This is a genomic window from Bradyrhizobium cosmicum, assembly GCF_007290395.2.
Classification (GTDB): domain Bacteria; phylum Pseudomonadota; class Alphaproteobacteria; order Rhizobiales; family Xanthobacteraceae; genus Bradyrhizobium; species Bradyrhizobium cosmicum.
Genome location: NZ_CP041656.2, coordinates 4,595,805 through 4,618,780, shown reverse-complemented (window position 1 = coordinate 4,618,780; position 22,976 = coordinate 4,595,805). Strand labels below are relative to the sequence as shown.

At 64.9% G+C, this 22,976-nt stretch carries 22 protein-coding genes; 16 read left to right on the top strand and 6 right to left on the bottom strand.

The genetic code is table 11. The features are described 5' to 3' along the window. Window positions 1-65: 65 nt before the first annotated feature. Window positions 66-1,004 (bottom strand): LysR family transcriptional regulator, encoded by a 939-nt coding sequence (locus FNV92_RS22295; protein ID WP_143844540.1) that lies wholly within the window; start codon window positions 1,002-1,004, stop codon window positions 66-68. A gap of 160 nt (window positions 1,005-1,164) precedes the next feature. On the opposite strand from FNV92_RS22295, the gene FNV92_RS22290 reads away from it, so the two are divergent. Then, window positions 1,165-1,737: a hypothetical protein gene (locus tag FNV92_RS22290; RefSeq protein ID WP_143844541.1), complete on the top strand. Its 573-nt coding sequence runs from the start codon at window positions 1,165-1,167 to the stop codon at window positions 1,735-1,737. Window positions 1,738-1,742: 5 nt separating this feature from the next. Here FNV92_RS22290 and FNV92_RS22285 read toward each other — a convergent pair whose 3' ends face one another. Continuing rightward, window positions 1,743-2,117 carry a winged helix-turn-helix domain-containing protein gene (locus FNV92_RS22285; RefSeq protein WP_143844542.1) on the bottom strand — a complete coding sequence of 125 codons (375 nt, stop codon included), beginning with the start codon at window positions 2,115-2,117 and terminating at the stop codon, window positions 1,743-1,745. A 235-nt stretch (window positions 2,118-2,352) separates the two neighbouring features. Between FNV92_RS22285 and FNV92_RS22280 the strand changes: the two genes are divergently transcribed. After that, a complete protein-coding gene (locus FNV92_RS22280; protein ID WP_143844543.1) occupies window positions 2,353-2,616 on the top strand; it encodes a hypothetical protein in 264 nt (87 codons plus the stop codon). A 2-nt stretch (window positions 2,617-2,618) separates the two neighbouring features. Here FNV92_RS22280 and FNV92_RS22275 read toward each other — a convergent pair whose 3' ends face one another. Beyond that, window positions 2,619-3,515: an alpha/beta hydrolase family protein gene (locus FNV92_RS22275; RefSeq protein WP_143844544.1), complete on the bottom strand. Its 897-nt coding sequence runs from the start codon at window positions 3,513-3,515 to the stop codon at window positions 2,619-2,621. A 182-nt stretch (window positions 3,516-3,697) separates the two neighbouring features. Between FNV92_RS22275 and FNV92_RS22270 the strand changes: the two genes are divergently transcribed. From FNV92_RS22270 to FNV92_RS22260, 3 genes are read left to right on the top strand one after another with little or no spacing between them, the layout of a single operon-like run. After that, window positions 3,698-5,086, top strand: a complete 1,389-nt coding sequence (locus FNV92_RS22270) for a class II 3-deoxy-7-phosphoheptulonate synthase (protein ID WP_143844545.1) — start codon at window positions 3,698-3,700, stop codon at window positions 5,084-5,086. A 4-nt stretch (window positions 5,087-5,090) separates the two neighbouring features. Then, window positions 5,091-5,444, top strand: a complete 354-nt coding sequence (locus FNV92_RS22265; RefSeq protein WP_015686935.1) for a diacylglycerol kinase — start codon at window positions 5,091-5,093, stop codon at window positions 5,442-5,444. A 24-nt stretch (window positions 5,445-5,468) separates the two neighbouring features. Continuing rightward, the gene (locus tag FNV92_RS22260; RefSeq protein ID WP_143844546.1) at window positions 5,469-7,226 is read left to right on the top strand and encodes an NAD+ synthase; all 1,758 of its coding nucleotides are present in this window, start codon (window positions 5,469-5,471) and stop codon (window positions 7,224-7,226) included. A gap of 213 nt (window positions 7,227-7,439) precedes the next feature. On the opposite strand, the gene FNV92_RS22255 is transcribed toward FNV92_RS22260, so the two are convergent. Both FNV92_RS22255 and FNV92_RS22250 read right to left on the bottom strand, forming a co-directional pair. Further along, window positions 7,440-8,633 (bottom strand): DUF2865 domain-containing protein, encoded by a 1,194-nt coding sequence (locus tag FNV92_RS22255; RefSeq protein ID WP_143844547.1) that lies wholly within the window; start codon window positions 8,631-8,633, stop codon window positions 7,440-7,442. Window positions 8,634-8,763: 130 nt separating this feature from the next. Beyond that, a complete protein-coding gene (locus FNV92_RS22250) occupies window positions 8,764-9,069 on the bottom strand; it encodes a hypothetical protein (protein WP_143846241.1) in 306 nt (101 codons plus the stop codon). Window positions 9,070-9,361: 292 nt separating this feature from the next. Here FNV92_RS22250 and cysS point away from each other — a divergent pair, with 292 nt between their 5' ends. The 4 genes from cysS to FNV92_RS22230 all read left to right on the top strand — a co-directional run bounded on the left by cysS (window position 9,362) and on the right by FNV92_RS22230 (window position 13,465). After that, entirely contained in the window at window positions 9,362-10,744 is a 1,383-nt protein-coding gene (gene cysS / locus FNV92_RS22245) for a cysteine--tRNA ligase (protein WP_143844548.1), read from the top strand. 115 nt (window positions 10,745-10,859) lie between these two features. After that, the gene (locus FNV92_RS22240; RefSeq protein WP_168213607.1) at window positions 10,860-11,351 is read left to right on the top strand and encodes a GNAT family N-acetyltransferase; all 492 of its coding nucleotides are present in this window, start codon (window positions 10,860-10,862) and stop codon (window positions 11,349-11,351) included. After that, a complete protein-coding gene (cimA, locus tag FNV92_RS22235; protein ID WP_143844550.1) occupies window positions 11,348-12,946 on the top strand; it encodes a citramalate synthase in 1,599 nt (532 codons plus the stop codon). Before FNV92_RS22240 ends, cimA begins: the two co-directional genes overlap by 4 nt. 141 nt (window positions 12,947-13,087) lie before the next feature. After that, window positions 13,088-13,465 carry a VOC family protein gene (locus tag FNV92_RS22230; protein WP_143844552.1) on the top strand — a complete coding sequence of 126 codons (378 nt, stop codon included), beginning with the start codon at window positions 13,088-13,090 and terminating at the stop codon, window positions 13,463-13,465. A gap of 3 nt (window positions 13,466-13,468) precedes the next feature. Here FNV92_RS22230 and FNV92_RS22225 read toward each other — a convergent pair whose 3' ends face one another. Next, complete coding sequence (locus tag FNV92_RS22225; protein ID WP_015686927.1) at window positions 13,469-14,074, bottom strand: LOG family protein; 606 nt, start codon at window positions 14,072-14,074, stop codon at window positions 13,469-13,471. Window positions 14,075-14,275: 201 nt separating this feature from the next. Here FNV92_RS22225 and FNV92_RS22220 point away from each other — a divergent pair, with 201 nt between their 5' ends. From FNV92_RS22220 to FNV92_RS22190, 7 genes are all read left to right on the top strand, one after another. Continuing rightward, entirely contained in the window at window positions 14,276-16,231 is a 1,956-nt protein-coding gene (locus FNV92_RS22220; protein ID WP_143844554.1) for an ABCB family ABC transporter ATP-binding protein/permease, read from the top strand. Between the two features lie 81 nt (window positions 16,232-16,312). Continuing rightward, window positions 16,313-17,011 (top strand): phosphatidylserine decarboxylase, encoded by a 699-nt coding sequence (locus FNV92_RS22215; protein ID WP_143844555.1) that lies wholly within the window; start codon window positions 16,313-16,315, stop codon window positions 17,009-17,011. Window positions 17,012-17,098: 87 nt separating this feature from the next. Beyond that, window positions 17,099-17,983, top strand: a complete 885-nt coding sequence (locus FNV92_RS22210; RefSeq protein ID WP_143844556.1) for a CDP-alcohol phosphatidyltransferase family protein — start codon at window positions 17,099-17,101, stop codon at window positions 17,981-17,983. Window positions 17,984-18,135: 152 nt separating this feature from the next. Beyond that, on the top strand, window positions 18,136-18,855 hold the full coding sequence (locus tag FNV92_RS22205) for an RraA family protein (RefSeq protein WP_041748957.1): 720 nt from the start codon (window positions 18,136-18,138) through the stop codon (window positions 18,853-18,855). A gap of 363 nt (window positions 18,856-19,218) precedes the next feature. Beyond that, window positions 19,219-19,992 (top strand): motility protein A, encoded by a 774-nt coding sequence (locus FNV92_RS22200; protein WP_015686922.1) that lies wholly within the window; start codon window positions 19,219-19,221, stop codon window positions 19,990-19,992. Window positions 19,993-20,016: 24 nt separating this feature from the next. Continuing rightward, a complete protein-coding gene (locus FNV92_RS22195; RefSeq protein WP_143844557.1) occupies window positions 20,017-20,844 on the top strand; it encodes an OmpA/MotB family protein in 828 nt (275 codons plus the stop codon). 173 nt (window positions 20,845-21,017) lie between these two features. Continuing rightward, a complete protein-coding gene (locus FNV92_RS22190) occupies window positions 21,018-22,916 on the top strand; it encodes a potassium transporter Kup (protein ID WP_168213608.1) in 1,899 nt (632 codons plus the stop codon). The last annotated feature ends 60 nt before the right edge of the window (window positions 22,917-22,976 follow it).

Below are 22,976 nucleotides of genomic sequence, written 5' to 3'. Positions count from 1 at the left end.
GATCCGTGGAAACTACCAGATGGCCAACCATCGGCCCTATCCCGGGAAACTACTGTCAGACTTCATCACGCTACTTGCGGATAGGACGCGCTCTCCCGCCGCTCGCGCTCGCCGAGCTCACGCACGAGCTCTTGAAGAAACGACTCGGTGTAGGCGGGCAGGGTGCGCTCGGCGCGGACATAGATGCCGAGGTCCGACCAGACCGGGCTCCCGGCATTGTCGAGCGGCAGGAACACGAGCTGGCTCTCGCGCGACAGGCGGCCGATGCCGAGCTGGGTCTGAAAGGCGACGCCGACACCGCGCGCGGCGAGCTCGCGCATCAGGTCGATCGAGTTGGCCTGGATTGCCGGCTCCGGCGTTTCCGGGAGCTGAGCGATCAGCGGCTGGAGCAGGTGATAGATCGACAGCTCCGGCAGCGCGTTGATGACGGGAAAGGCGAGGCATTGTGCCAGCGTGACCGTCTTGCGACGCGCCAGCGGATGTTCGCGGGCGACGATGGCGCCGAGGCGAAACCGCTTCAAGGCGACCTGGCGCAGGTCCGGCGGATGCCGCAGCGCCATGGCGATGCCGATGTCGGCCTCGCCGCGGCTGAGCGCTTCCAGCACGTCCGACGATCCTTTCACCTCGGTGGTGAAGCTGACGCGCCGGGCGCGGCCGCGATGCGAGGCGATCAGGTCCGGCAGCACCGACTCGGTCAGGGACTCGATGCAGGCGATGCTGACCGTGCCGTGCCAGGCACCGGAGAGCGACGCGACGTCCGAGCGGAAGCGGTCGAGGTCCTGGAGCACGTTCATGACGTGCCGGGCCAGCATCTCGCCGACCGTGGTCAGCGTCAGGCCGCGCGCATTGCGCTCGAAAAGAGGCGATCCAACTTCTTGTTCGAGCTTGAGAATCTGGCGGCTCACCGCCGACGAGGCGACGTTCAGGACGCGCGCCGCTGCGCGGATCGAGCCGGTGCGGCGGACCGCGTGGAAATATTGGATGGATGGTGAGTGAAAGCGCATGAGATCCCCGGTCCGATTATAGCTGTTGCCGAAACGGCATCAACATGTGCGAAATTCTCTGCTTTTCGAGAGCGGCCGTCCCGCCTAGGTTGCCGCCGGCTTGGCCGGCCTTGCCGGGGGGACGGCAGGCCTGCGCAACGAGGCGCCAGGGGATTTTGGGGTGGACGAGAACGTTGCTTGCGAGGTCGTGCGGGACACCCGCATGGTCGACCGCCGCCGGGCCGCGGCCTATGTCGGCGTGACCGCCGGACGCTTCGAACAATTGGTGCGCGACAATGTAGTGCCGCCGCCGGTGATGGTGGACAACAAGCGGCGCTGGCCGCTCGCGTTGCTGGATATTGCCAGGGACGCTGTCCTCAGCAGCATGCCGCGCCTGCCGGAAGTCAAGGTCGATGCTGCGCCGGACCTGCGCCCGTGCGAACGCGACCCGGCGCCGGTCTCGCGCGAATTGCCCGATCAGGCCTGGTTCGAGCAGCGCGCGAGTTTCGTGCAGCGGGTACGCCGGTCGCTGCTGTCGGGCAACGAGATTCGTCTCTTGCGCGAGTTCAAGCTGCTCAAGCAGAACCAGATCAGCATGTTCGGCTATTACGGCAGCTTCGAAGCCCTGATGGTGCGCGGCTATGTCGTCGAAGTCGCCCGCAAGCCGCCATCGAGCCGTCCGCTGGTGACCTATCGCCTGACCACGCAGGGCGAGCAGGTGATCTCGGCGCTGAAGGACGAGCCGGTGATCTGAGCCCGTCAGGACTTTCGCGAGCGTGCGATGTCCGACTTGAGCGCCGTCAGCTCCTTGCGCACCGCGCGCGCCGCGTCGCGCTCGATCTTGCGGTACCGCGCGATCAGGGTCGCGCCGAATGTCGTGAGCATCGCGCCGCCGCCATTCTTGCCGCCTGCCTGCGGTTCGACCGCAGCACGACCGCAAATACGGTTGATCTCGTCCACGAGATCCCAGGCGCGCTTGTAGGACATGTCCATCGCCCGGCCGGCCGCCGAGATCGAGCCGTGTTGCCGGATCTGCTCAAGGAGCTCGATCTTCCCGGGGCCGATGCGGCCCCGGTCGTCAAGATCGATGCGAACGCTCAGTTGGGGACGTGAATTTGCGCTCGCGCGCGGCATGATCGGATCTCTTGGGCCAATTGCATCAGAGATTGCCACTCCTGCCGGTCGCGGACAAGGAGAGTGCGGCCTGCCGGGTCCCGTGACCTGCCGCAGCACGGCATCGTTTTCAAGATCGCTAAAATTGTCTGCGATCCGCTCAGCGGCTGCAAACTCTCCCGACAAGTCCCGCAGCGCCTTAAACCTAGGTTTTGCAACCGGCGTGCATGCTGACTGCAAAGGGTGGGGCATCAGAATGTCAGTTGTCAGGGAGATCGTCGCAGCGGTCGCGGGAGTCTACGCGCTCCTGTTCGTGTGCGACGCAGTGTTCGGCGTCGGCGAGGCGCGTTTCGACGACGCCTATTATAGCGCCAGCACCTACGCGCCGCGGCCAAAGGAGTTTCGCTTCGCCGGCGACACGCCGCCGGCTAAGCGCGTCAGCGATGCCTTTGCGCAATTCGCGCCGGGCGAAGCCAGGCCGAACAGGCGTTACTCGTCTCTGACGACGATCATCCGCTAACGTCACTCCCCTTGGATCCACTCCGCGACGCCGCGCCACAGCGTGTCGCGGTGCTCGGGGCGGAAGAAGCCGAAATGGCCGATCGCCTTGGCACCGACGTCGGACGGCTTGACCGTTAGCACCTCCGGTTTGATCGCGCTGAAGCCGCCGGTGAGCAGCTCGACCGCGGGCCGCGTCGCCCAGGGATCGTCGGAGAAGCACATCGCGCGCAGCTCGCCCTTGAACTTCGCGAAATTCTCCAGCGCGGGCAGCTTTGAATCGAAGAGATAGCGCGGGCTCGAGACCCAGTCGGCCCATTGCAGGAAGACGCCCTTGGGCAGGTCCTCGCCGATGCCGGCCCAGCCCGGTGCGTAGCCGAGCGCGTGGGCGAGCGGTACGCCAATGAGGTTCATGAAGGCGAACACACGATATTTCTCCGGCGACGTCATCAGCCGCCAGGTCGCGGCCTGCGAGGCCACGAACGCGGCGCGCGATATTTCCGTGTTGTTCGCAATCAGCCCGAGCGCCTGGCCGCCGAAGGAATGGCCGACATAGGCAAGGGGCAGGGTGGTGTAGCGCTCGCGCATCCAGCGCACCGCGGCGGTGACGTCCTGCGCGGCCCAGTCCGACATCGAGGCTTTGAAGCCGACCAGCGATTTCGGCTGGTTGTAGCCGACCATCGCCGGCTGGCGGGAGTCACCGATGCCGCGATAGTCGTAAGTGAGGACCGCGCAGCCGCGATGGGCAAGGTAGGAGGCGAAGCCGCGGTAGATCTTTCGCGGGACGGCGGTGGCCGAATTGATCAGCACGGCATGGCGCTTGGCGCCGCGCGGCAGGAACAGGGTGCCGGTCAGCGCATACCCGTCGGTCGCCGGGAAGCTGATCTCGTCGATGAAAACGTCGTCCGGTGCGGCGTCCATTGGCTGGAGGGTGTGCTGCCAGTTTCTTCTACCGCCCCCAGCAAATGCGAATTCAGCTTTTCCCGCAAGGGTTTGCAGTGCGAAATGGATTTACAACTGGCGGCGCGGGGCCAGCCTGTGTATAAGGCGGCCCTCGCAACCCACAGATCAGGTTGTGTTTTTTGCTTCACGGAGAGATTGCGATGTCCGAGCGGTGGACGCCCGAGTCCTGGCGCAGCAAGCCGGTGCTCCAGGTGCCCGATTATCCCGACGCCAAGGCCTTGGCCGACGTCGAGGCGCAGCTTGCGACCTTTCCGCCGCTGGTGTTCGCGGGCGAGGCACGCAATCTGAAGAAGGCGCTGGCCCGCGTGGCGGCCGGCGAGGCCTTCCTGCTCCAGGGCGGCGACTGCGCCGAGAGCTTTGCCGAGCACGGCGCCAACAACATCCGCGACTTCTTCCGCGTGCTGCTGCAGATGGCGGTGGTGCTGACCTATGCCGGCGCCGTGCCGGTGGTGAAGGTCGGCCGCATCGCCGGCCAGTTCGCCAAGCCGCGCTCCTCGCCGACGGAGAAGATCGGCGGCGTCGAGCTGCCGAGCTATCGCGGCGACATCGTCAACGACATCGCCTTCACGAAGGAAGCGCGGGTGCCGGATCCGCAGCGTCAGCTGATGGCCTATCGCCAGTCGGCCGCGACGCTGAACCTGCTGCGCGCGTTTGCAACCGGCGGCTACGCCAATCTGGGCAGCGTGCATGAGTGGATGCTCGGCTTCCTGAAGGATAGCCCGCAGTCCCGCCGTTACAAGGAGCTGGCCGACCGCATCTCGGACGCGCTCAATTTCATGCGTGCCTGCGGCCTCGACCTCGAGAGCCATCCCGAGCTGCGCGCCACCGATTTCTACACCAGCCACGAGGCGCTGCTGCTCGGCTACGAGCAGGCCATGACCCGCGTCGATTCCACCACCGGCGACTGGTACGCGACCTCGGGCCACATGATCTGGATCGGCGATCGCACCCGTCAGCTCGACCATGCCCACGTCGAATATTTCCGCGGCATCAAGAACCCGATCGGCCTGAAGTGCGGCCCGTCGCTCAAGCCCGACGAGCTGCTCAAGCTGATCGACGTGCTCAACCCGGACAACGAGCCGGGCAGGCTGACGCTGATCAACCGCTTCGGCTCCGACAAGGTCGCCGACCATCTGCCGGGCCTGATCCGCGCCGTGAAGCGCGAGGGCAAGGTCGTGGTCTGGTCGTGCGATCCCATGCACGGCAACACCATCACGTCCACGTCAGGCTACAAGACGCGGCCGTTCGACCGCGTCCTGTCCGAAGTAAAGTCGTTCTTCACCATCCACGCGGCGGAAGGCACCCATGCCGGCGGCGTGCATCTGGAGATGACCGGCCAGGACGTCACCGAATGTATCGGCGGCGCCCGCGCCATCACCGACGAGGATCTCAACGACCGCTATCACACGGTCTGCGATCCCAGGCTCAACGCCGAGCAATCCATCGACATGGCTTTCCTGGTCGCCGAGCTCCTCAAGCAGGAACGCGTGGGCAAGGCGAGGCCGATGCCGGTCGCAGCGGGGCTCTAGGACCTTGCTGCGGATCTGGAAGGCCACGATCAACTCCCGCAATGGTCTTGCCTTTGCGTTCCGCTCGGAGCAGGCCGTCCGGGAGGAGATTTTCGCGCTGCTGCTGTCGCTTCCGCTCGCGTGGTTCGTCGGCTCGACCGCAACGCGCGCGGTCGAGCTGGTGTGCGCGGTCGCTTTCGTGCTGGTGGTCGAGCTGCTCAACACCGCGATCGAGAAGCTCGCCGATCGCCTGACCATGGACCATGACAAGCAGATCGGCCGGGTCAAGGACATGGGCTCGGCCGCGGTCGGCGTCGCGCTCCTGATGGCCGGCGCGTTCTGGATCCTTGCCATCGTCGAACGATTGGGCTTCGTCTAGCCAAGGGATCGGAGCGCGGTGGCCATGACGGAACGTCTCAACGCATTCGCGGTCACGCTCGCCCAGCTCAATCCGACCCTGGGCGACATCGACGGCAACGCCGCCAAGGTGCGGGCCGCGCGCGCGCAGGCGATCGCCGACGGCGCCGATCTCGTGCTGTTTCCGGAATTGTTCATCGCCGGCTATCCGCCGGAAGATCTGGTGCAGAAGCCGGCCTTCCAGGCCGCCTGCCGCGCCGCGATCGAAAGCCTCGCGCGCGAGACGGCCGACGGCGGGCCAGCCATGCTGGTCGGCACGCCATGGGTCGAGGACGGCAAGCTCTATAATGCCTGCGCGCTGCTCGACGGCGGCCGTATCGCGAGCTTGCGCTTCAAGTGCAATCTGCCGAACTACGGCGTGTTCGACGAGAAGCGGCTGTTTTCGCCCGGGCCCGCGGCCGGCCCGGTGACCGTGCGGGGCGTGCGGATCGGCGTGCCGATCTGCGAGGACATCTGGCTTGAGGAGTCCGAAGACTACGAGAACGTGGTCGAGACACTGGCCGAGACCGGCGCCGAGATCATCCTGGTGCTGAACGGCTCGCCTTACGCCCGCGACAAGAACGACGTGCGTCTCTCGGTGGCCGTGGCGCGGGTGACGGAGAGCGGGCTGCCGCTGGTCTATCTCAATCAGGTCTGCGGCCAGGACGAGCTCGTGTTCGACGGCGCTTCCTTCGCGCTCAACGGCGATCTCTCGCTCGCCGCGCAATTGCCTGCCTTTGCCGAGAACATCAGCACGCTGCGTTTCATCAGACATGGCGACGATTGGCGCTGCGCGGGGCCGATCGCGCAGCTGCCCGAGGGCGACCACGCCGACTACGCCGCCTGCGTGCTGGGCCTGCGCGACTACGTCGCCAAGAACGGCTTTCCCGGCGTGCTGCTCGGAATTTCCGGCGGCATCGATTCGGCGCTCTGCGCGGCGATTGCGGTCGATGCGCTCGGTGCCGACCAGGTCCACGGCGTGATGCTGCCCTATCGTTACACGGCAGCGCATTCGATCGCGGATGCCGGCGAGCTCGCCGGCCATCTCGGCATCCGCTACGAAGTGCTGCCGATCGCCGAAGCCGTGACCGGCTTCGAAACAATCTTGTCCGGCATCTTCAAGAACCTGCCGCCCGATATCACCGAGGAGAACCTGCAGGCCCGCACCCGCGGCACGCTGCTGATGGCGATCTCCAACAAGACCGGGCTGATGGTGGTGACGACAGGCAACAAGTCGGAAATGTCGGTCGGCTACGCCACGCTCTATGGCGACATGAACGGTGGGTTCAACCCGATCAAGGACATCTACAAGACCCAGGTGTTTCGGCTGGCAAGCTTGCGCAACGGCTGGAAGCCGGATGGCGCGCTCGGGCCTGCGGGCGAGGTGATCCCGCCCGACATCATCACGCGCCCGCCGAGTGCGGAGCTGCGCGAGAACCAGACCGACCAGGACTCGCTGCCGCCCTACGAGGTGCTCGATGCCATTCTGCAGGGTCTCATCGAACGCGAGGAGCCGCTCGATCAGATCATCGCGTCCGGCTTCGACCGCGAGACGGTGATCCGCATCGACCATCTCCTCAACGTCGCCGAATACAAGCGCCGCCAGGCCGCGCCGGGCGTGAAGGTGACGGCGAGGAATTTCGGCCGCGACCGCCGCTATCCCATCACCAACCGCTTTCGCGACAAGGGCGAGGAGCTGCCGGTGGCGGACGAGACGCTGGTCTCGCGCGGCAACCGGGCGTCGATCGACGCGTTCGAGGGGTGACAGTTATCGAGTTGGGGGCTGGCGTGGTTGGCGCAGGCGGTCTCGCCACCCAGTCCGCTGTCATCATCCGCCTTGTGCGCAATTGCGCACTGGGGCGGATGATCCAGTACTCCGCGGCCGACGTTGTCAAAACCAATTGATGACACGGCGTACTGGATGCCCCGCCTTCGCGGGGCATGACAGTTGAGTGTGCAGCGCGACTACCTGCTGTCGCTACTTCTGTTGCTGCGGCAGGAAGCTCGGCCCCACCGAGCGGATCGGCTTGTTCTCGGAGGACGTCGTCGCCGTGCCCGTGTCTGCCGGGGGCGTTGCGGCCGGAGCGTTCGCTGTCGTCGGCGCCGGGGGCGTGCCCTTCTTCGCGTTCGTCGCAGGTGCACCCTTACCAAGCCGCTGCTGCTGCATTTTCTTGGCGCTCTCCTCGGTGACGATGATGTCACCCTGCTGCTCGGCTGACGCCTTGTCGTCGGCCGATTTCAAGGCGTCGGCCCAGGTCTGGCCCGCCGCCTTGCAGGAGCAGGACGGGTTGAACTCGCTGCGGAATTTGAACGCGGTCGGTAGCGCCGTGTAGGGCTGGCCGCTGGTGGAGACCGCGGAGTTCATGTCCTCTCCGGGATTGCGGTGGGTGTAGAGCACGGCTTCCGCGGCCGGGCACAGCGCCTTGCAAGTCTTTTCGTCGTCGGGGAAACGCGCCGGCACGGTGGCGAACGAGATCGGGAAATAGGCGCCGTCGCAGGTGCGCACGCACACGGTGCGGAAGGTGCCGGATTGCGGGCCGAGATCGGAGGGCGGGCCGCCTTGCGGATTGTTGGGATTGTTGCCGCCGAACAGATTGCTCAGGAAGTTGCCGCCGCCTTGTGATTGCGCCGCGTTGGCGTATTGCGGGCCGCAATTGTTCTGCGCGAGCGCCACCAGCACCGAGCGGCGCTGGCTGTCGCGCTCCGGGCTGAAGCCGCCGGCGCCGCCGCCGCGCAGGCGTTCGAGATTGCCGGTGATCTGGTCCAGATTGGCGCGCATCTGCTGGATCTGGGTGTTGACCGGGCCGCATTGCGCCGACTGGCCGTTGAACAGCGAGAAGAAGCCGGAGGAATCGCAGCCCATGCGCTTGGCCTGCATGGTGACGCGGTCGAGCTCGGCCTGCTGCTTGGCCTGGGAGTCCTGATAGCGGCGGATCTGGTCGTCGCGCGCGGGATCACCGCCGCCGCCGCGATCGAGCGCGGCGAGCTGGCCTTCCAGTCGGACGCACATCGGATTGGGGCCAAGCCCATTCTGGCCGGGCTGGGGCGGTGGACCGGGCGGGCCGGCCTGCGCGAAAGCGCCGGTGGCGAGCACGACGGTGCTCAGAAGCACGGTGCAGGCAGAGAGGAAGCGGGCACGGGAGAGAGACAAAAATTCAGGCATATCCGCCATTCTAGCGAGGTCACGGCCCCATGTGACATTGGAGGGCAGAAGCGCGCCCTCCCATAGCCGCTTCCTGCGGCATCGTCACGTCGTTTCGGGGCCAAAGACCGGGCCTAAGATACGCCAGTTCCGAGCGAATTCAGCGCTGGCAGGTGATTGCGACATATTCGTCGCAATGGCCATGCGAGCAGTTTGCGCCGGTTTTGGGGACAGAGCCGGTAATTTCGTCGGGATCGACCCGGCGATAGCTTGATGCCTGGGCAAAATCCCGTGACTGGCAGTAGGTCCGGGCGACCTGCGCGCCGCATTTGTCGCCCTTGGCCAGGCAATGATCGACGCCGTAGCCGTCAGCCTGGTTGGGAATGATGAAGACGCGGGTTTCGGCAAAAGCGCTGGATGCTGAAATGATGGAGGCGCAGGAAATGAGCGCGAGCAATGATCGCATGAGAACACCGGAGGCAAAAAGCAGGAACTGCCGGTTCCAGAATGGGCGCAAATAGTTAAGGATCATGAACCCTTAGGGCCGGCGAGGGCGCAGTGCGGAGACAAAACGGCATTTCCGCGGCACTCTTGACGCGGGGCCGCCTCATAGCCCATATGTTCCGCCATGAACGGTCTCCTCGTCATTTGCGCCATTTGCCGCGAGATTACGAGCTAGCGATTCGCTGGCTGGAGCCGTCTTTTCTCAAAACCATTGAGAGCACTGGACGCCCGGCCAACAGCCGACGGGTATCCATATGGAACTGCGCCTTTACGATACGCTGACGAAGGAGAAGCGGCCGTTCGTGCCGCTCAATGCGAACGACGTCCGCATGTATGTGTGCGGACCGACCGTCTACGACTTCGCCCATATCGGCAACGCGCGGCCGGTGATCGTTTTCGACGTGCTGTTTCGGCTGCTGCGCCATCTCTACGGCGAGGCGCACGTCAAATACGTCCGGAACATCACCGACGTCGACGACAAGATCAACGACCGTGCCGCGCGCGACTTCCCCGGCCTGCCGCTGAACGAGGCGATCCGCAAGGTCACCGAGCAGACCGGACAGCAGTTTCACGCCGACGTCGATGCGCTCGGTGCGCTGCGGCCGAGCGTCGAGCCGCGCGCGACAGAGCATATCGGCGAGATGCGCGAGATCATCGAACGGCTGGTCAAGGGCGGCTTTGCCTATGCCGCCGAGGACCACGTGCTGTTCTCGCCGCAGGCGATGAACGCGGCCAATGCCGGCCTGCCGCGCTATGGTGCGCTGTCCAATCGTTCGCTGGACGAGATGATCGCTGGTGCCCGCGTCGACGTGGCGCCCTACAAGAAAGACAACACCGACTTCGTGCTGTGGAAGCCGTCCAAGCCGGGCGAGCCGTCATGGCCGTCGCCGGCCGGCATCAAGGCCGAGGGGCGACCGGGCTGGCACATCGAGTGCTCGGCCATGGCCTGGAAGCATCTCGGCGAGCATTTCGACATCCATGGCGGCGGTATCGATCTCGTATTTCCGCATCACGAGAACGAGGTCGCGCAGACCTGCTGCGCCTTCCACCGCGAGCGCATGGCGAACTACTGGATGCACAACGGTTTCCTGCAGGTCGAGAGCGAGAAGATGTCGAAGTCGCTCGGCAACTTCATCACGATCCACGAGTTGCTCGCGGATTGGCCGGGCGAGGTGCTGCGCCTGAACATGCTGAAGACGCATTATCGGTCGCCGATCGACTGGACCATGAAGTCACTGGAGGAGAGCGCCAAGACGCTCGACGACTGGTATCGCGTCGCGGCCGACGTCGCGCCGGGCAAGCCGGCTGCGTCCGTGGTCGATCCGTTGCTCGACGACCTCAACACGCCGCTCGCGATCGCGGCGTTGCACGGTCTGCGCAGCAGCGACGTACCCGCCCTGGCGGGTTCATTGCGGCTGCTCGGCTTCCTGTCCGAGAGCGCTGCGCAGTGGGAAGGGCGCAAGCAGCAGGCCAGCGGCGTCGATGCCAAAGAGGTCGAGCGCCTGCTCTCGGAGCGGACGGCGGCCCGTAGCCGCAAGGATTTCAGGGAGTCCGACCGCATCCGCGATCTGCTCGCTGCGATGGGCGTTGCGATCAAGGACTCCAAGGACGGGACGACCTGGGAGGTCATGCGATGAAACGCCCCGACACGCCGTTTCCGCGGCACTGGCTCTATTACATCGCGCTCAAGATTCTGCTGCTCGGCGCCGCGGTGGCACTGGCGCTCAAGCTCTACGGGATATGGTGAAGACCATGGGACAGACTTTGCCAAAGCCCGGCTTGCGGCCCTTCCTGCCGGCTGACGTGCCGATGCTCGCCGCGATCTTCACGGCCAGCATCGAGGAACTGACCGGCGAGGACTACAACGAGGCGCAGCAGCAGGCCTGGATGGAGGCCGCTGAGGATGAGGAGTTCGGCAAGCGGCTTGCGGCCGACCTGACGCTGGTCGCTACATTGGAAGGCTCGCCCGTCGGCTTCGCCTCGTTGCGCGGCGCCGATCACATCCGCATGCTCTATGTGCATCCCGCCGTGACCGGACAGGGCATCGCGACCATGCTGGTCGACGCGCTGGAGAAGCTTGCCGGCGGCCGCGGCGCGACCGGCCTCTCGGTCGACGCCAGCGATACCGCAGAAGGATTCTTCGCCAAGCGCGGCTACGTCGCCATGCAGCGTAACAGCATCAGCGTCAACGACGAGTGGCTCGCCAACACCACGATGAAGAAGACGCTCGGAGCTGCGTCATGAGCAGGGAGCGCCTCTATCTGTTCGACACCACGCTGCGCGACGGCGCGCAGACCAATGGCGTCGATTTCACGCTGACCGACAAGCAGATCATCGCCGCGATGCTGGACGAACTCGGCATCGACTATGTCGAGGGCGGCTACCCCGGCGCCAATCCGACCGACACCGAGTTCTTCGGCACCAGGCCGAACTTGTCGCATGCGCGCTTCACCGCCTTCGGCATGACGCGCCGGGCAGGGCGCTCGGTCTCCAACGATCCCGGTGTTGCCGGTCTACTGGAAGCGAAAGCCGATGCGATCTGTTTCGTCGCGAAGTCCTCCGCCTATCAGGTGCGCGTGGCGCTGGAGACGACGAAGGAGGAAAACCTCGCTTCCATCCGCGACAGCGTCGCGGCGGCGAAGGCGGCCTGCCGCGAGGTCATGCTCGACTGCGAGCATTTCTTCGACGGCTACAAGGAAGATTCCAGCTTCGCGCTCGCCTGCGCCAAGGCGGCCTATGAGGCCGGCGCGCGCTGGGTGGTCTTGTGCGACACCAACGGCGGCACCATGCCGAACGAGATCGAGGCGATCGTCGCCGAGGTGACCAAGCACATCCCCGGCGATCATCTCGGCATCCACGCCCATAATGACACCGAGCAGGCGGTGGCGAATTCGCTCGCCGCGGTGCGCGCCGGCGCGCGGCAGATCCAGGGCACGCTGAACGGGCTTGGCGAGCGCTGCGGCAATGCCAATCTCTGCTCGCTGATCCCGACCTTGAAGTTGAAGCAGGAGTTTGCCGACGCTTTCGAGATATCGGTCACGGCGGAGAAACTGGCGACGCTGGTCAAGGTCTCGCGCACGCTCGACGACATGCTCAACCGCGTGCCGAACCGGCATGCGGCCTATGTCGGCGAAAGCGCCTTCGTGACCAAGACCGGCATTCATGCCTCCGCCGTGCTGAAGGATCCGCACACCTACGAGCACGTGCTGCCCGAGACGGTCGGCAATCACCGCAAGGTGCTGGTGTCCGACCAGGCCGGCCGCTCCAACGTCATCGCCGAGCTCGACCGCGCCGGCATCATTTACGAGAAGAGCGATCCGAAGCTGACCCGGCTCGTGGAGGAGTTGAAGGAGCGCGAGGCGGCCGGCTACGCCTATGAATCCGCCAACGCCTCGTTCGACCTGCTGGCGCGCCGCACGCTCGGCAAGGTGCCGCAATATTTCGAGGTCGAGCAGTTCGACGTCAATGTCGAGCAGCGCTACAACGCGCTTGGCGAGCGTGTGACGGTGGCACTTGCCGTGGTCAAGGTCGATGTCGCCGGCGAGCATTTGATTTCGGCCGCGGAGGGCAACGGCCCCGTCAACGCGCTCGACGTCGCGCTTCGCAAGGACCTCGGCAAGTACCAGAAATACATCGAGGGTCTGACGCTGATCGATTACCGCGTGCGTATCCTCAATGGCGGCACCGGCGCGGTCACGCGCGTGCTGATCGAAAGCAAGGACGAGAACGGCGACAGCTGGACCACGGTCGGCGTGTCGCCGAACATCATCGATGCCTCGTTCCAGGCGCTGATGGATTCGGTGATCTACAAGCTCGTGAAGTCCGGCGCGCCGGCGTAGGGGGCGGCAATTCGAGGCATGGCGGCGCCACAATCGCCGTCATTGCTAGGAGCGAAGCGACGAAGCAATCCAGTGGCTTCCGCGGATGCACTCTGGATTGCTTCGCTTCGCTCGCAATGACGAGGGGAGGGAGCGTTTGCAATGATCGACCACATTTCCGTCGGCGTCAGCGACCTCGAACGCTCCGCAAGGTTTTACGAAGCGACGCTCGCCGCCCTCGGCCTGACGCGCTTGGTCACGCGGCCGCGGACGATCGGCTTCGGCAAGGCCTATCCCGAGTTCTGGATCAACTTGCGCGAGAACATGCCGCTGGTGCCGTCGGAGAGCGGCGTGCACATCTGCCTGCGGGCGAAGACCACGGCGGAGGTCGACGCGTTTCACGCCGCAGCACTCAGGGCTGGAGGTGCGTCCGAGAGTGCGCCGGCCCTCCGCCCGCACGACCGTGTGCGCTACTACGCGACATTCGTCGCCGATCCCGACGGCAATCGCATCGAGGCGGTGACGTTCCCGAGCGAATGATGTTTAGAGCTTGCGCGCCACGTCCGGGGCGAGCTGCTTTTCGGCTTCGGCGAGCTGGGCCACGGCGGACTTCAGCTTCGGCAGGATGTCCTCGACGCGATCGGCCTTGAGGATGTCGACCGACAGGCCGGCGCGGATGAACTCGGTCTGGCGCATGTGCGACAGCAGCGAGAACAGCGGCTCCCAGAAATTGTCGATGTTGGCGAGCAGCACCGGCTTGGCGTGGCGGCCCAGCTGCTTCCAGGTCAATTGCTCGACCAGCTCCTCCAGCGTGCCGACGCCGCCCGGCAGTGCCACGAAGGCGTCCGAGCGTTCGAACATAAGCCGCTTGCGCTCGTGCATGTCGGGAGTGACGATCATCTCTTGCACGCGCGTCAGCGCGTTCTCGCGCTTGCGCAGGAATTCGGGGATGATGCCGGTGACGGTGCCGCCGTGATCGAGCACGGAGGTCGCGACCGCGCCCATCAGGCCGACCGAGCCGCCGCCATAGACCAAGCGGACGTTGTTCTCGGCGAGCGCCTTGCCGAGCGCCTTGGCGCCTTCGGTGAAACGTGGATTGGTTCCCGGGCCGGAGCCGCAATAGACACAGACGGTTTTGATGGTGCTCATTGGTACCATGATGCATTGCAGCGAAAGGGCGTCAAGCTCAATCGGTGATTCGGACCACCCGGAAATCTACCGGTAAATGGCGACAAACAATCGAAGATTCGCCATCTGGCGGGGTGCGTTCGCCTCCGGAAGCTTCTATATGACGAGCGAAAATCCTTAATCGCAACGCAGCCCGCATTCGGCGGGCTTTCAGGCTGTTTGATGACTCCTCCCCATTCGCCCCATGGCGCCGAAGTGCCCGAGCCGGCCGGCGGACCGCTGGAACGGGCCACGCTGATGGGCACGCTGGCGCATCTGTGGCCCTATATCTGGCCGGGTGACCGCTTCGACCTAAAGATGCGCGTGGTCTGGTCGATGGTGCTGCTGCTCGCCGCCAAGCTGATCACGCTCACGGTTCCATTCAGCTTCAAATGGGCGACCGATGCGCTGACCGGCGCCAACACCGCGCCGGTGCAGCCCGACAACTGGCACCTCTGGGTGATCGCCTCGCCGTTGCTGCTGACCGCGAGCTACGGCGTGATGCGCATCATGATGGCGGTGCTGACGCAATGGCGCGACGGCATCTTCGCCCGCGTGGCCATGCATGCGGTGCGCAAGCTCGCCACCATCACCTTCATTCACATGCACGAACTCTCGCTGCGCTTTCACCTCGAACGCAAGACCGGAGGCCTGACGCGTGTGCTCGAGCGCGGCCGCGAGGGCATCGAGGTCATCGTGCGGATGGTGATCCTCCAGTTGATCCCGACCATCGTCGAGGTCTCGCTGCTGATGGCCGTGCTGCTCTGGCAGTTCGACTGGCGCTACGTGGTCGCGACCCTGATCACGGTGACGGTGTATATGTACTACACCTACGTCGCGACCGAATGGCGGATCGGCATTCGCCGCAAGATGAACGATTCCGACACCGAGGCGAATACCAAGGCGATCGACTCGCTTCTCAACTACGAGACCGTGAAATATTTCAGCGCCGAGGCGCGCGAGGCGCAGCGTTACGACAAGTCGGTCGCGCGCTACGAGGAATCGAGCGTTCAGGCCTATACGTCGCTCGCCGTGCTCAACACCGGACAGGCGGTGATCTTCACGATGGGGCTGACCGCGACCATGCTGATGTGCGCGATCGGCGTCCGCAACGGCACCAACACGGTCGGCGATTTCGTGCTGGTCAACGCCATGATGATTCAGCTCTACCAGCCGCTGAATTTCATGGGCATGGTCTATCGCGAGATCAAGCAGGCGATCATCGACATCGAGAAGATGTTCAACGTCCTTGGCCGCGAAGCCGAGATCAAGAACGTGCCCGATGCGAAGCCGCTGGTGGTCTCCGCCGGGAATGTGCGTTTCGAGGACGTGCGCTTTGCCTATGAGCCTGCACGCCCGATCCTGAAGGGCATCAGCTTCGAGGTGCCGGCCGGCAAGACGGTGGCGATCGTCGGCCCGTCGGGGGCAGGCAAGTCGACCATCTCGCGGCTTCTGTTCCGCCTCTACGACATCTCGGGCGGCAGGATCTTGATCGACGGCCAGGACATCCGCGAGGTCACACAGGCCAGCCTGCGCGCCTCGATCGGCATGGTGCCGCAGGATACCGTGCTGTTCAACGACACCATCCGCTACAACATCCGCTACGGCCGGTGGGACGCCAGCGATGCCGAGGTCGAGCAGGCAGCGCAACTGGCGCAGATCGACCATTTCATCCGTATGGCGCCGAAGGGCTACGAGACCCAGGTCGGCGAGCGCGGCCTGAAGCTCTCCGGCGGCGAGAAGCAGCGTGTCGCCATCGCGCGGACCGTCTTGAAAGCGCCGCCGATCCTGGTGCTGGACGAGGCGACGTCGGCGCTCGACACCCACACCGAGCACGAGATCCAGGGCGCGCTCGAGCGGGTGGCGAAAAACCGCACCTCGCTGGTGATCGCGCACCGGCTTTCCACCATCGTCGGCGCCGATGAGATCATCGTGCTGGACCAGGGCCGCATTGCCGAGCGCGGCACCCACGCCAAGCTGCTCGCGCAGGGCGGCCTCTATGCCAGCATGTGGAACAGGCAGCGCGAGGCGGAGGCCGCGCGCGAGAAGCTGGCCAAGATGGCTGATACCAGCGAGGCGCCCAACCGGGAGCCGCCGCCGGTCCAGGATGCCCTGACAGCGCCTGCGGCCGCGGAGTGACCTTGTCTCCGGTCCCAACTCTGGCCTAAACAACCGCGCGGGGCACCCCGCGTGCCATCAACCCTCAGGCGGCAGATAGCGATGTCCATTCTCGATTCGATCCAGCGTCAGATCCCGCCGATCCACAAGGAGGGCTATCCCTTCATCGGCGGCTTTGCGCTGGCAAGCCTGATCCTGTTCTGGCTGTGGTCGCCGCTCGGGTGGATCGGCACGATCCTGACCGTGTGGTGCGCGCTGTTCTTCCGCGACCCCGTGCGGGTGACGCCGGTGCGCGACGGGCTCGTGGTATCGCCGGCCGACGGCCGTGTCTCGATGATCACCATGGCGCTGCCGCCGGCCGAGCTCGGGCTCGGCGACCGTCCGCTGCCGCGCATCTCGGTGTTCATGAGCGTGTTCAACTGCCATGTGAACCGCGCCCCCGTTGCGGGCAGGGTGGACCGCATCGCCTACCGGCCCGGCCTCTTCATCAATGCCGAGCTCGACAAGGCGAGCGAGGACAATGAGCGCAACTCGCTGGTGATCACGACGCCGACGGCACGGATCGGCGTGGTCCAGATCGCGGGGCTGATCGCCAAGCGCATCGTCTGCTTCGTCAGGGAAGGGCAGGCGATCGGGGCCGGTGAGCGCTTCGGCCTGATCCGCTTCGGCTCGCGCCTCGATGTCTATCTGCCCGTCGGCACCAGGGCGCTGGTCTCGGAAGGGCAGACCGCAATCGCCGGCGAGACGATTTTGGCCGACCTTGCCGGCGACGACCCGAGCCGCGCCTACCGCGCCAATTAACCCATAAGTCGGTCCATGGGGGCCTTCCGCCGCAATGGCGGAGGGAAGCGGGGCTTGCTATATCTCGCCTTGAGGTGAGGACGATCCATGACGCCCTACGACTCCAGAGATCCAGACGTGCGCCGCCGCCGGTTCCGCCCGATCCCGGTGCGGATGCTGGTGCCGAACGTCATCACGCTGCTGGCGATCTGCGCCGGCCTGACGGCGATCCGGCTGTCGATCGAAGGGCGGATGACGCTTGCCGTCTATGCCATCGTGTTCGCTGCGGCGCTCGACGGCATCGACGGCCGCATTGCCCGGCTGATCAAGGGCCAGTCCAAGTTCGGCGCCGAGCTCGACAGCCTCGCCGATTTCGTCAATTTCGGCGTGGCCCCCGGCCTGATGCTGTATTTCTGGCAGTTGCACGAGCTCGGCAATGCCGGCTGGATCGCGGCCATGGTGTTTGCGATCTCCATGTGCCTGCGGCTTGCGCGCTTCAACGCGACACTGGACGATCCGAACAAACCGGCCTTTGCCGCCAATTTCTTCACGGGCATGCCGGCGCCGGCCGGTGCAATTACCGTGATGTTGCCGATTTATGCCGCGTTCCTGGATCTGGGCCGCTGGCCCGCGTCGCTCACGGCCGGCTATACGCTGTTGATTGCCTTCCTGATGGTATCGCGCCTGCCGGTTTTCTCCGGCAAGAGCATGCGCATGCGGGTGCCGCCGGAGCTGGTGTTGCCGGCCTTCGTCGCGGTGATCTTCTTCATCGCGCTCCTGATCAGCTATCCCTGGTATGTGCTCTCGATCGGCACGGTGCTGTATCTGGCCTCACTGCCGCTCGGTTTCAAATCCTATCGCGATCAGGCCCGTGCGATGGAAGCGACCGCGCCGGCCGCAGGAGGCGAGGTCCCGTCGCCCCCCTCGGCGCCGACACTGGCAAACCTGGCGGAGCCGCCGGACGAGGACGACCGGCCCGGACGGCTGCACTGAGCGGCAAGACACTGAGCGGCAAGACACTGAACGGCAAGACACGGATATCTGCCATGAGGGCGTGCTGAGTTGGGTTGAAGCCTGATCTCGGCTATATCGCCCGTGCAGGCGGCACCGCGCCAACAGCGGCCGCCAATCTGGGAGAGAACGCCGTGACCAATTCCGCGACCGGGCCGCTGCCCGCTTCCGTCCTCGAAGCGCTGGGCCGCTACGACACCCCGACGATCTGCAATGCCATGGAGATCGTCGCGCCCGAGCGCCGGCTGATCGGCTACACCACCAAGCAGCTCGTCTGCCCGTTCCCCGATCTGCCGCCGATCGTCGGTTACGCCCGCACGGTCGCGATCCGCTCGGTGCTGAAATCCTCGCTGCCGCCCGAAGAGCAGTCCAAGCGCCGCATCGACTATTACGAATATGTCGGCACCGGCCACGGTCCGCGCATTTCGGTGATCCAGGATATCGACGGTCCCGATGTCGGCTACGGTGCGTTCTGGGGCGAGGTGCAGAGCAACGTGCACAAGGCGCTCGGCTGCCTCGGCGTCATCACCGACGGCTCGATCCGAGACATCCCGCAATGGGCCCCGGGCTTCCAGGCACTGGCCGGTTCGATCGGCCCGTCGCATGCGTGGGTGCATGCGGAGAGCTTCGGCGGCGAAGTGCGCGTCGCCGGCATGACCGTGAAGTCGGATGACCTCATTCACGCCGATCAGCATGGCGCTATCGTGATCCCGCTCGACATCGCCGCGAAGCTGCCGGATGCCGCCGAACTCTGCGGCCGCCGCGAGACGCCAATCCTCGAGATCGCCCGTAGCCCCGACTTCACGCTGGAGAAGCTGAAGGCCGCGCTGAAGCGCTCGGCGGAAATCCACTAAGCTCCTGACTTGGCAAGCGGTCGCCGGCTCGCACGGGCCGGCGACATGGATGTGGTCCTGGTGCGCAAGACAAATTGCTTCTCAAGACAAATCGCTTGTTCAGAAGCGTCTGACCATTCCAGACATCGGCCTGCACGAGACGCCGAGGATTTCGTCGCATGGCGGCGTCATCATGGTTAGCGAAGTGTTGAGATTCATGTCGCTGCGCGGCAATCGCGGTACCATCGGCAGCGGCGGACACGCTGTCCGGACTTAACCTTTACGCGTCTTTAATCGCGGCTCACTAGGGTTTCCAATGCGGTTCGGGGTTGGGCCGCGCCATCGGCCAGGACGGCCGTTGTTGCGTTCGCGTTGGAGTCTCCCATGGATATCATGACGGGCGCCGGGCTTGTGGGCGGCCTCGCCGTTATCGCGCTGATGGTGTTCATGGGCGGCGATCTGCACATGTTCATCAGCGATCATGCGGCGATCATCATCTTCGGCGGCTCGGCCGCAGCGACCATGATCCGCTTTCCGCTCTCGGTGCTGATGCATGGCCTGCCGCTCGGCATGAAATTCGCCTTCACGATGAGCCGGCTGTCGGCGCACGACCTGGTCGACGAACTCGCTCGCATCGCCGAGATCGCCCGCAAGCAGGGCCCGGTGGGGCTGGAAAAGGTCGAGACCGACGAGCCGTTCCTCGCGAAGGGAATCCGCTACGTCGCCGACGGCTACGACCTCGACTTTATCAGGGACAATATGGAGCGCGACCGCGACAATTTCCTGCTGCACCTCAACGAAGGCAGCAAGATCTACCGCGCCGTCGGCGACTGCGCGCCTGCGTTCGGCATGATCGGAACGCTGATCGGCATGGTGCAGATGTTCTCGAACATGTCGGATCCCTCGAAGCTCGGCCCGTTCATGGCGACCGCCCTGCTGGCAACTCTCTACGGCGCGCTGGTCGCGAACCTGCTCTGCCTGCCGATCGCCGACAAGCTGCATGGCAAGCTGATCGACGAGGAAACCAATCGTACGCTGATCATCGACGGCATTCTGATGATCCGCGACTCCAAGAGTCCGACGTTGGTGCGCGAAATGCTGCTGGCCTATCTGCCCGAGAAGCACCGTCACGCCGAAGGCGAGCCGGTTCCGGCGTAAACACCGGACGCCGGGATCTGACAGATGGCAAAGAAGAAACGCGAAGAAGCTCACGGCGGCCATGGCTGGTTCGTGACGTTTGCCGATCTGATGGCCTTGCTGCTGGCGTTTTTCGTGATGCTGGTCGCGTTCTCCACCCAGGACTCCAACAAGCTGAAGATCGTCGCGGGCTCCATGCGCGAGGCCTTCGGCGTCCAGAGCGAGGCGCGCTACGCGGGCATCATCGAATCCGACGGCCTGCCGACCCGTGCGCGGCTGAAGAACGTCGACCACATCCAGCCTGAGGAGTCGTCGAACACGCCGACGCCGGACCAGGAGGATCACGACAAGACGTCCGGCGCGAGGCTCAAGGTCGACCGCGGTTTCGCGCTCGCCGCAGCGTCGCTGCGTCAGGCCCTGCAGGACATGCCGGAACTGACCGAGATGTCCAAGCACATCATGTTCGAGGAGACCAAGCAGGGCCTCAACCTCGAGATCGTCGACCAGGACGGCCGCTCGATGTTCGCCGACGGCTCAAAGGTGCCCTTTGACCGCACGCGCCGCCTGATCGAGAAGCTCGCCATTCCGCTGAAGGCTACGCCGCTGCGCGTCTCCATCGCCGGCCACACCGCAGCCGGTTTCGTGCCGACCCGCAGCGACTACGGCGCCTTCGATCTGTCGGCCGATCGGGCCAATGCAGTGCGCCAGATCCTCGAACGAGAGGGCCTGCCGCCGTCGCACGTCTTCGCTGTTTCGGGCAAGGCAGACACCCAGCCGCTGTTTCCGGACGACCCCTCGCTGGCGGCCAACCGCCGGGTGACGATCACCCTGATGCGGGAAGATCCGCCGCTGCCGCCGAATTTGAAGCCCTAGAGGTCTTGCGCTACCATCTTACCTGAGGCATGTCGTCGCGCTGGCGGCAACCGTTGCTGCGGCGTCACAGCATCTGCCTCGCCGCCTGCTAAGGTGCTGTGCCGATTGACAGCCGCGCCGGAAGCGTCAAAAGGCGCCGGATCAATTCCAGGGACGAAGCGTTTTCCATCCACATGACCACGAGCATCACATCGGCCGAGACCCAGGACGGGCCGGTCACTTCGGGCTTTTGGTCCCTTACGCTCGGGAGCATCGGCGTCGTCTTTGGCGACATCGGCACCTCGCCGCTCTACGCATTCCACGAGGCGGTCAGAGGCGCGGCCCATGGCGAGCCGGTGTCGCGGGTCATCGTGCTCGGCGTGCTGTCGCTGATCCTGTGGGCGCTGTTTATCGTCGTCACCGCCAAATATGTCCTGCTGCTGCTGCGCGCCGACAATAACGGGGAGGGCGGCACGCTCTCGCTGATGGCGCTCGGCCAGCGCGCGCTCGGGCGGCGAAGCTGGTTCCTGCTCGCGCTCGGCGTGGTCGGCGCCTCCATGTTCATCGGCGATTCCATGATCACACCGGCAATCTCGGTGTTGTCGGCAGTCGAAGGTCTCAAGCTCGCCACGCCCGCCTTCGAGCATTACGTCGTGCCGCTCACCGTCTTCATTTTGGTGCTGCTGTTCGCGGTCCAGAGCAAGGGGACAGCGCTGGTGGCCTCGGCCTTCGGGCCGGTGATGGTGATCTGGTTCACCTGTCTGGCGGTGATGGGCGCCGTCCACATCGCCGACGATCCGTCGGTGCTGGCCGCGATCAATCCCTATTACGCGCTGGAGTTCCTGCTGTCGCACGGCACCATCGGCCTCGTCACGCTGGGCGCCGTCTTCCTGGCGGTCACCGGCGGCGAGGCGCTCTATGCCGATCTCGGCCATTTCGGCCGTAAGCCGATCCAGTCCGCCTGGATGTTCTTCGTGCTGCCCTCGCTGCTGATCAACTATTTCGGACAGGGCGCGCTGGTGCTGTCCGATCCCAGCGCGATCGAGCATTCCTTCTACCGCATGGTGCCCGAGTATCTGGTGTTGCCGCTGGTCGGACTCGCGACCGCCGCGACAGTGATCGCGAGCCAGGCGGTGATCACGGGCGCCTATTCCCTGGTCTATCAGGCGGTGCAACTCGGTCTCTTGCCGCGCTTCGAAGTGCGCTACACCTCCGCAATCCATGCCGGCCAGATCTATCTGCCGCGGGTGAACCGGCTGCTCCTGATCGGCGTGATGCTGCTGGTGCTGTTGTTCCACACCTCCAGCAATCTGGCTTCGGCCTACGGTATCGCGGTCTCCACCACCATGGTTGCCGACGGCATCATGGGCTTCGTCGTCATCTGGAAATTGTGGAACTGGCGCGCCGCGACGGCGGCCGCCGTGATCATGCCCTTCGTTATCGTCGACATGACTTTCTTCAGCGCCAATCTGCTCAAGCTGCTCGAAGGCGCCTGGGTGCCGTTGCTGTTCGGCGTCGTCATGGCCGGGACGATCTGGACCTGGCGGCGCGGCACGGGGATCCTGATCCAGAAGACGCGCCGGATCGAGGTGCCGCTGGACGACCTGATCAAGAGTCTGGAGAAGCGGCCGCCGCACGTCGTCAAGGGCACGGCGGTATTCCTCACCAGCGATCCTTCCTTTGTACCCACCGCTCTGCTGCACAATCTCAAGCACAACAAGGTGCTTCACGAGCACAATGTGATCCTGACCATCGAAACCGCGCAGACACCGCGGGTCGATCTGGCTGATCGGTTCAGGATGGAGAAGGTCAGCGACAAGTTCTCGAAGGTCCGGCTGCGGTTCGGGTACATGGAGCAGCCGAACGTGCCCAAGGCGCTCGCGATCGCACGCAAGCAGGGCTGGCAGTTCGACATCATGTCGACGTCGTTCTTCGTGTCGCGAAGGTCGCTGAAGGCCTCGGCGCAATCCGGCATGCCGCTTTGGCAGGACCATTTGTTCATCGCGCTGAGCCGGTCCGCCAATGACGCCACCGACTATTTCCAGATTCCCACCGGGCGGGTGGTTGAAGTCGGCACACAAGTCACCATTTGATCGCAATCGGCGAATCTATGCGATTTTTGCATGGCGAGGGCCCAAAAACGGGCTAGGCTA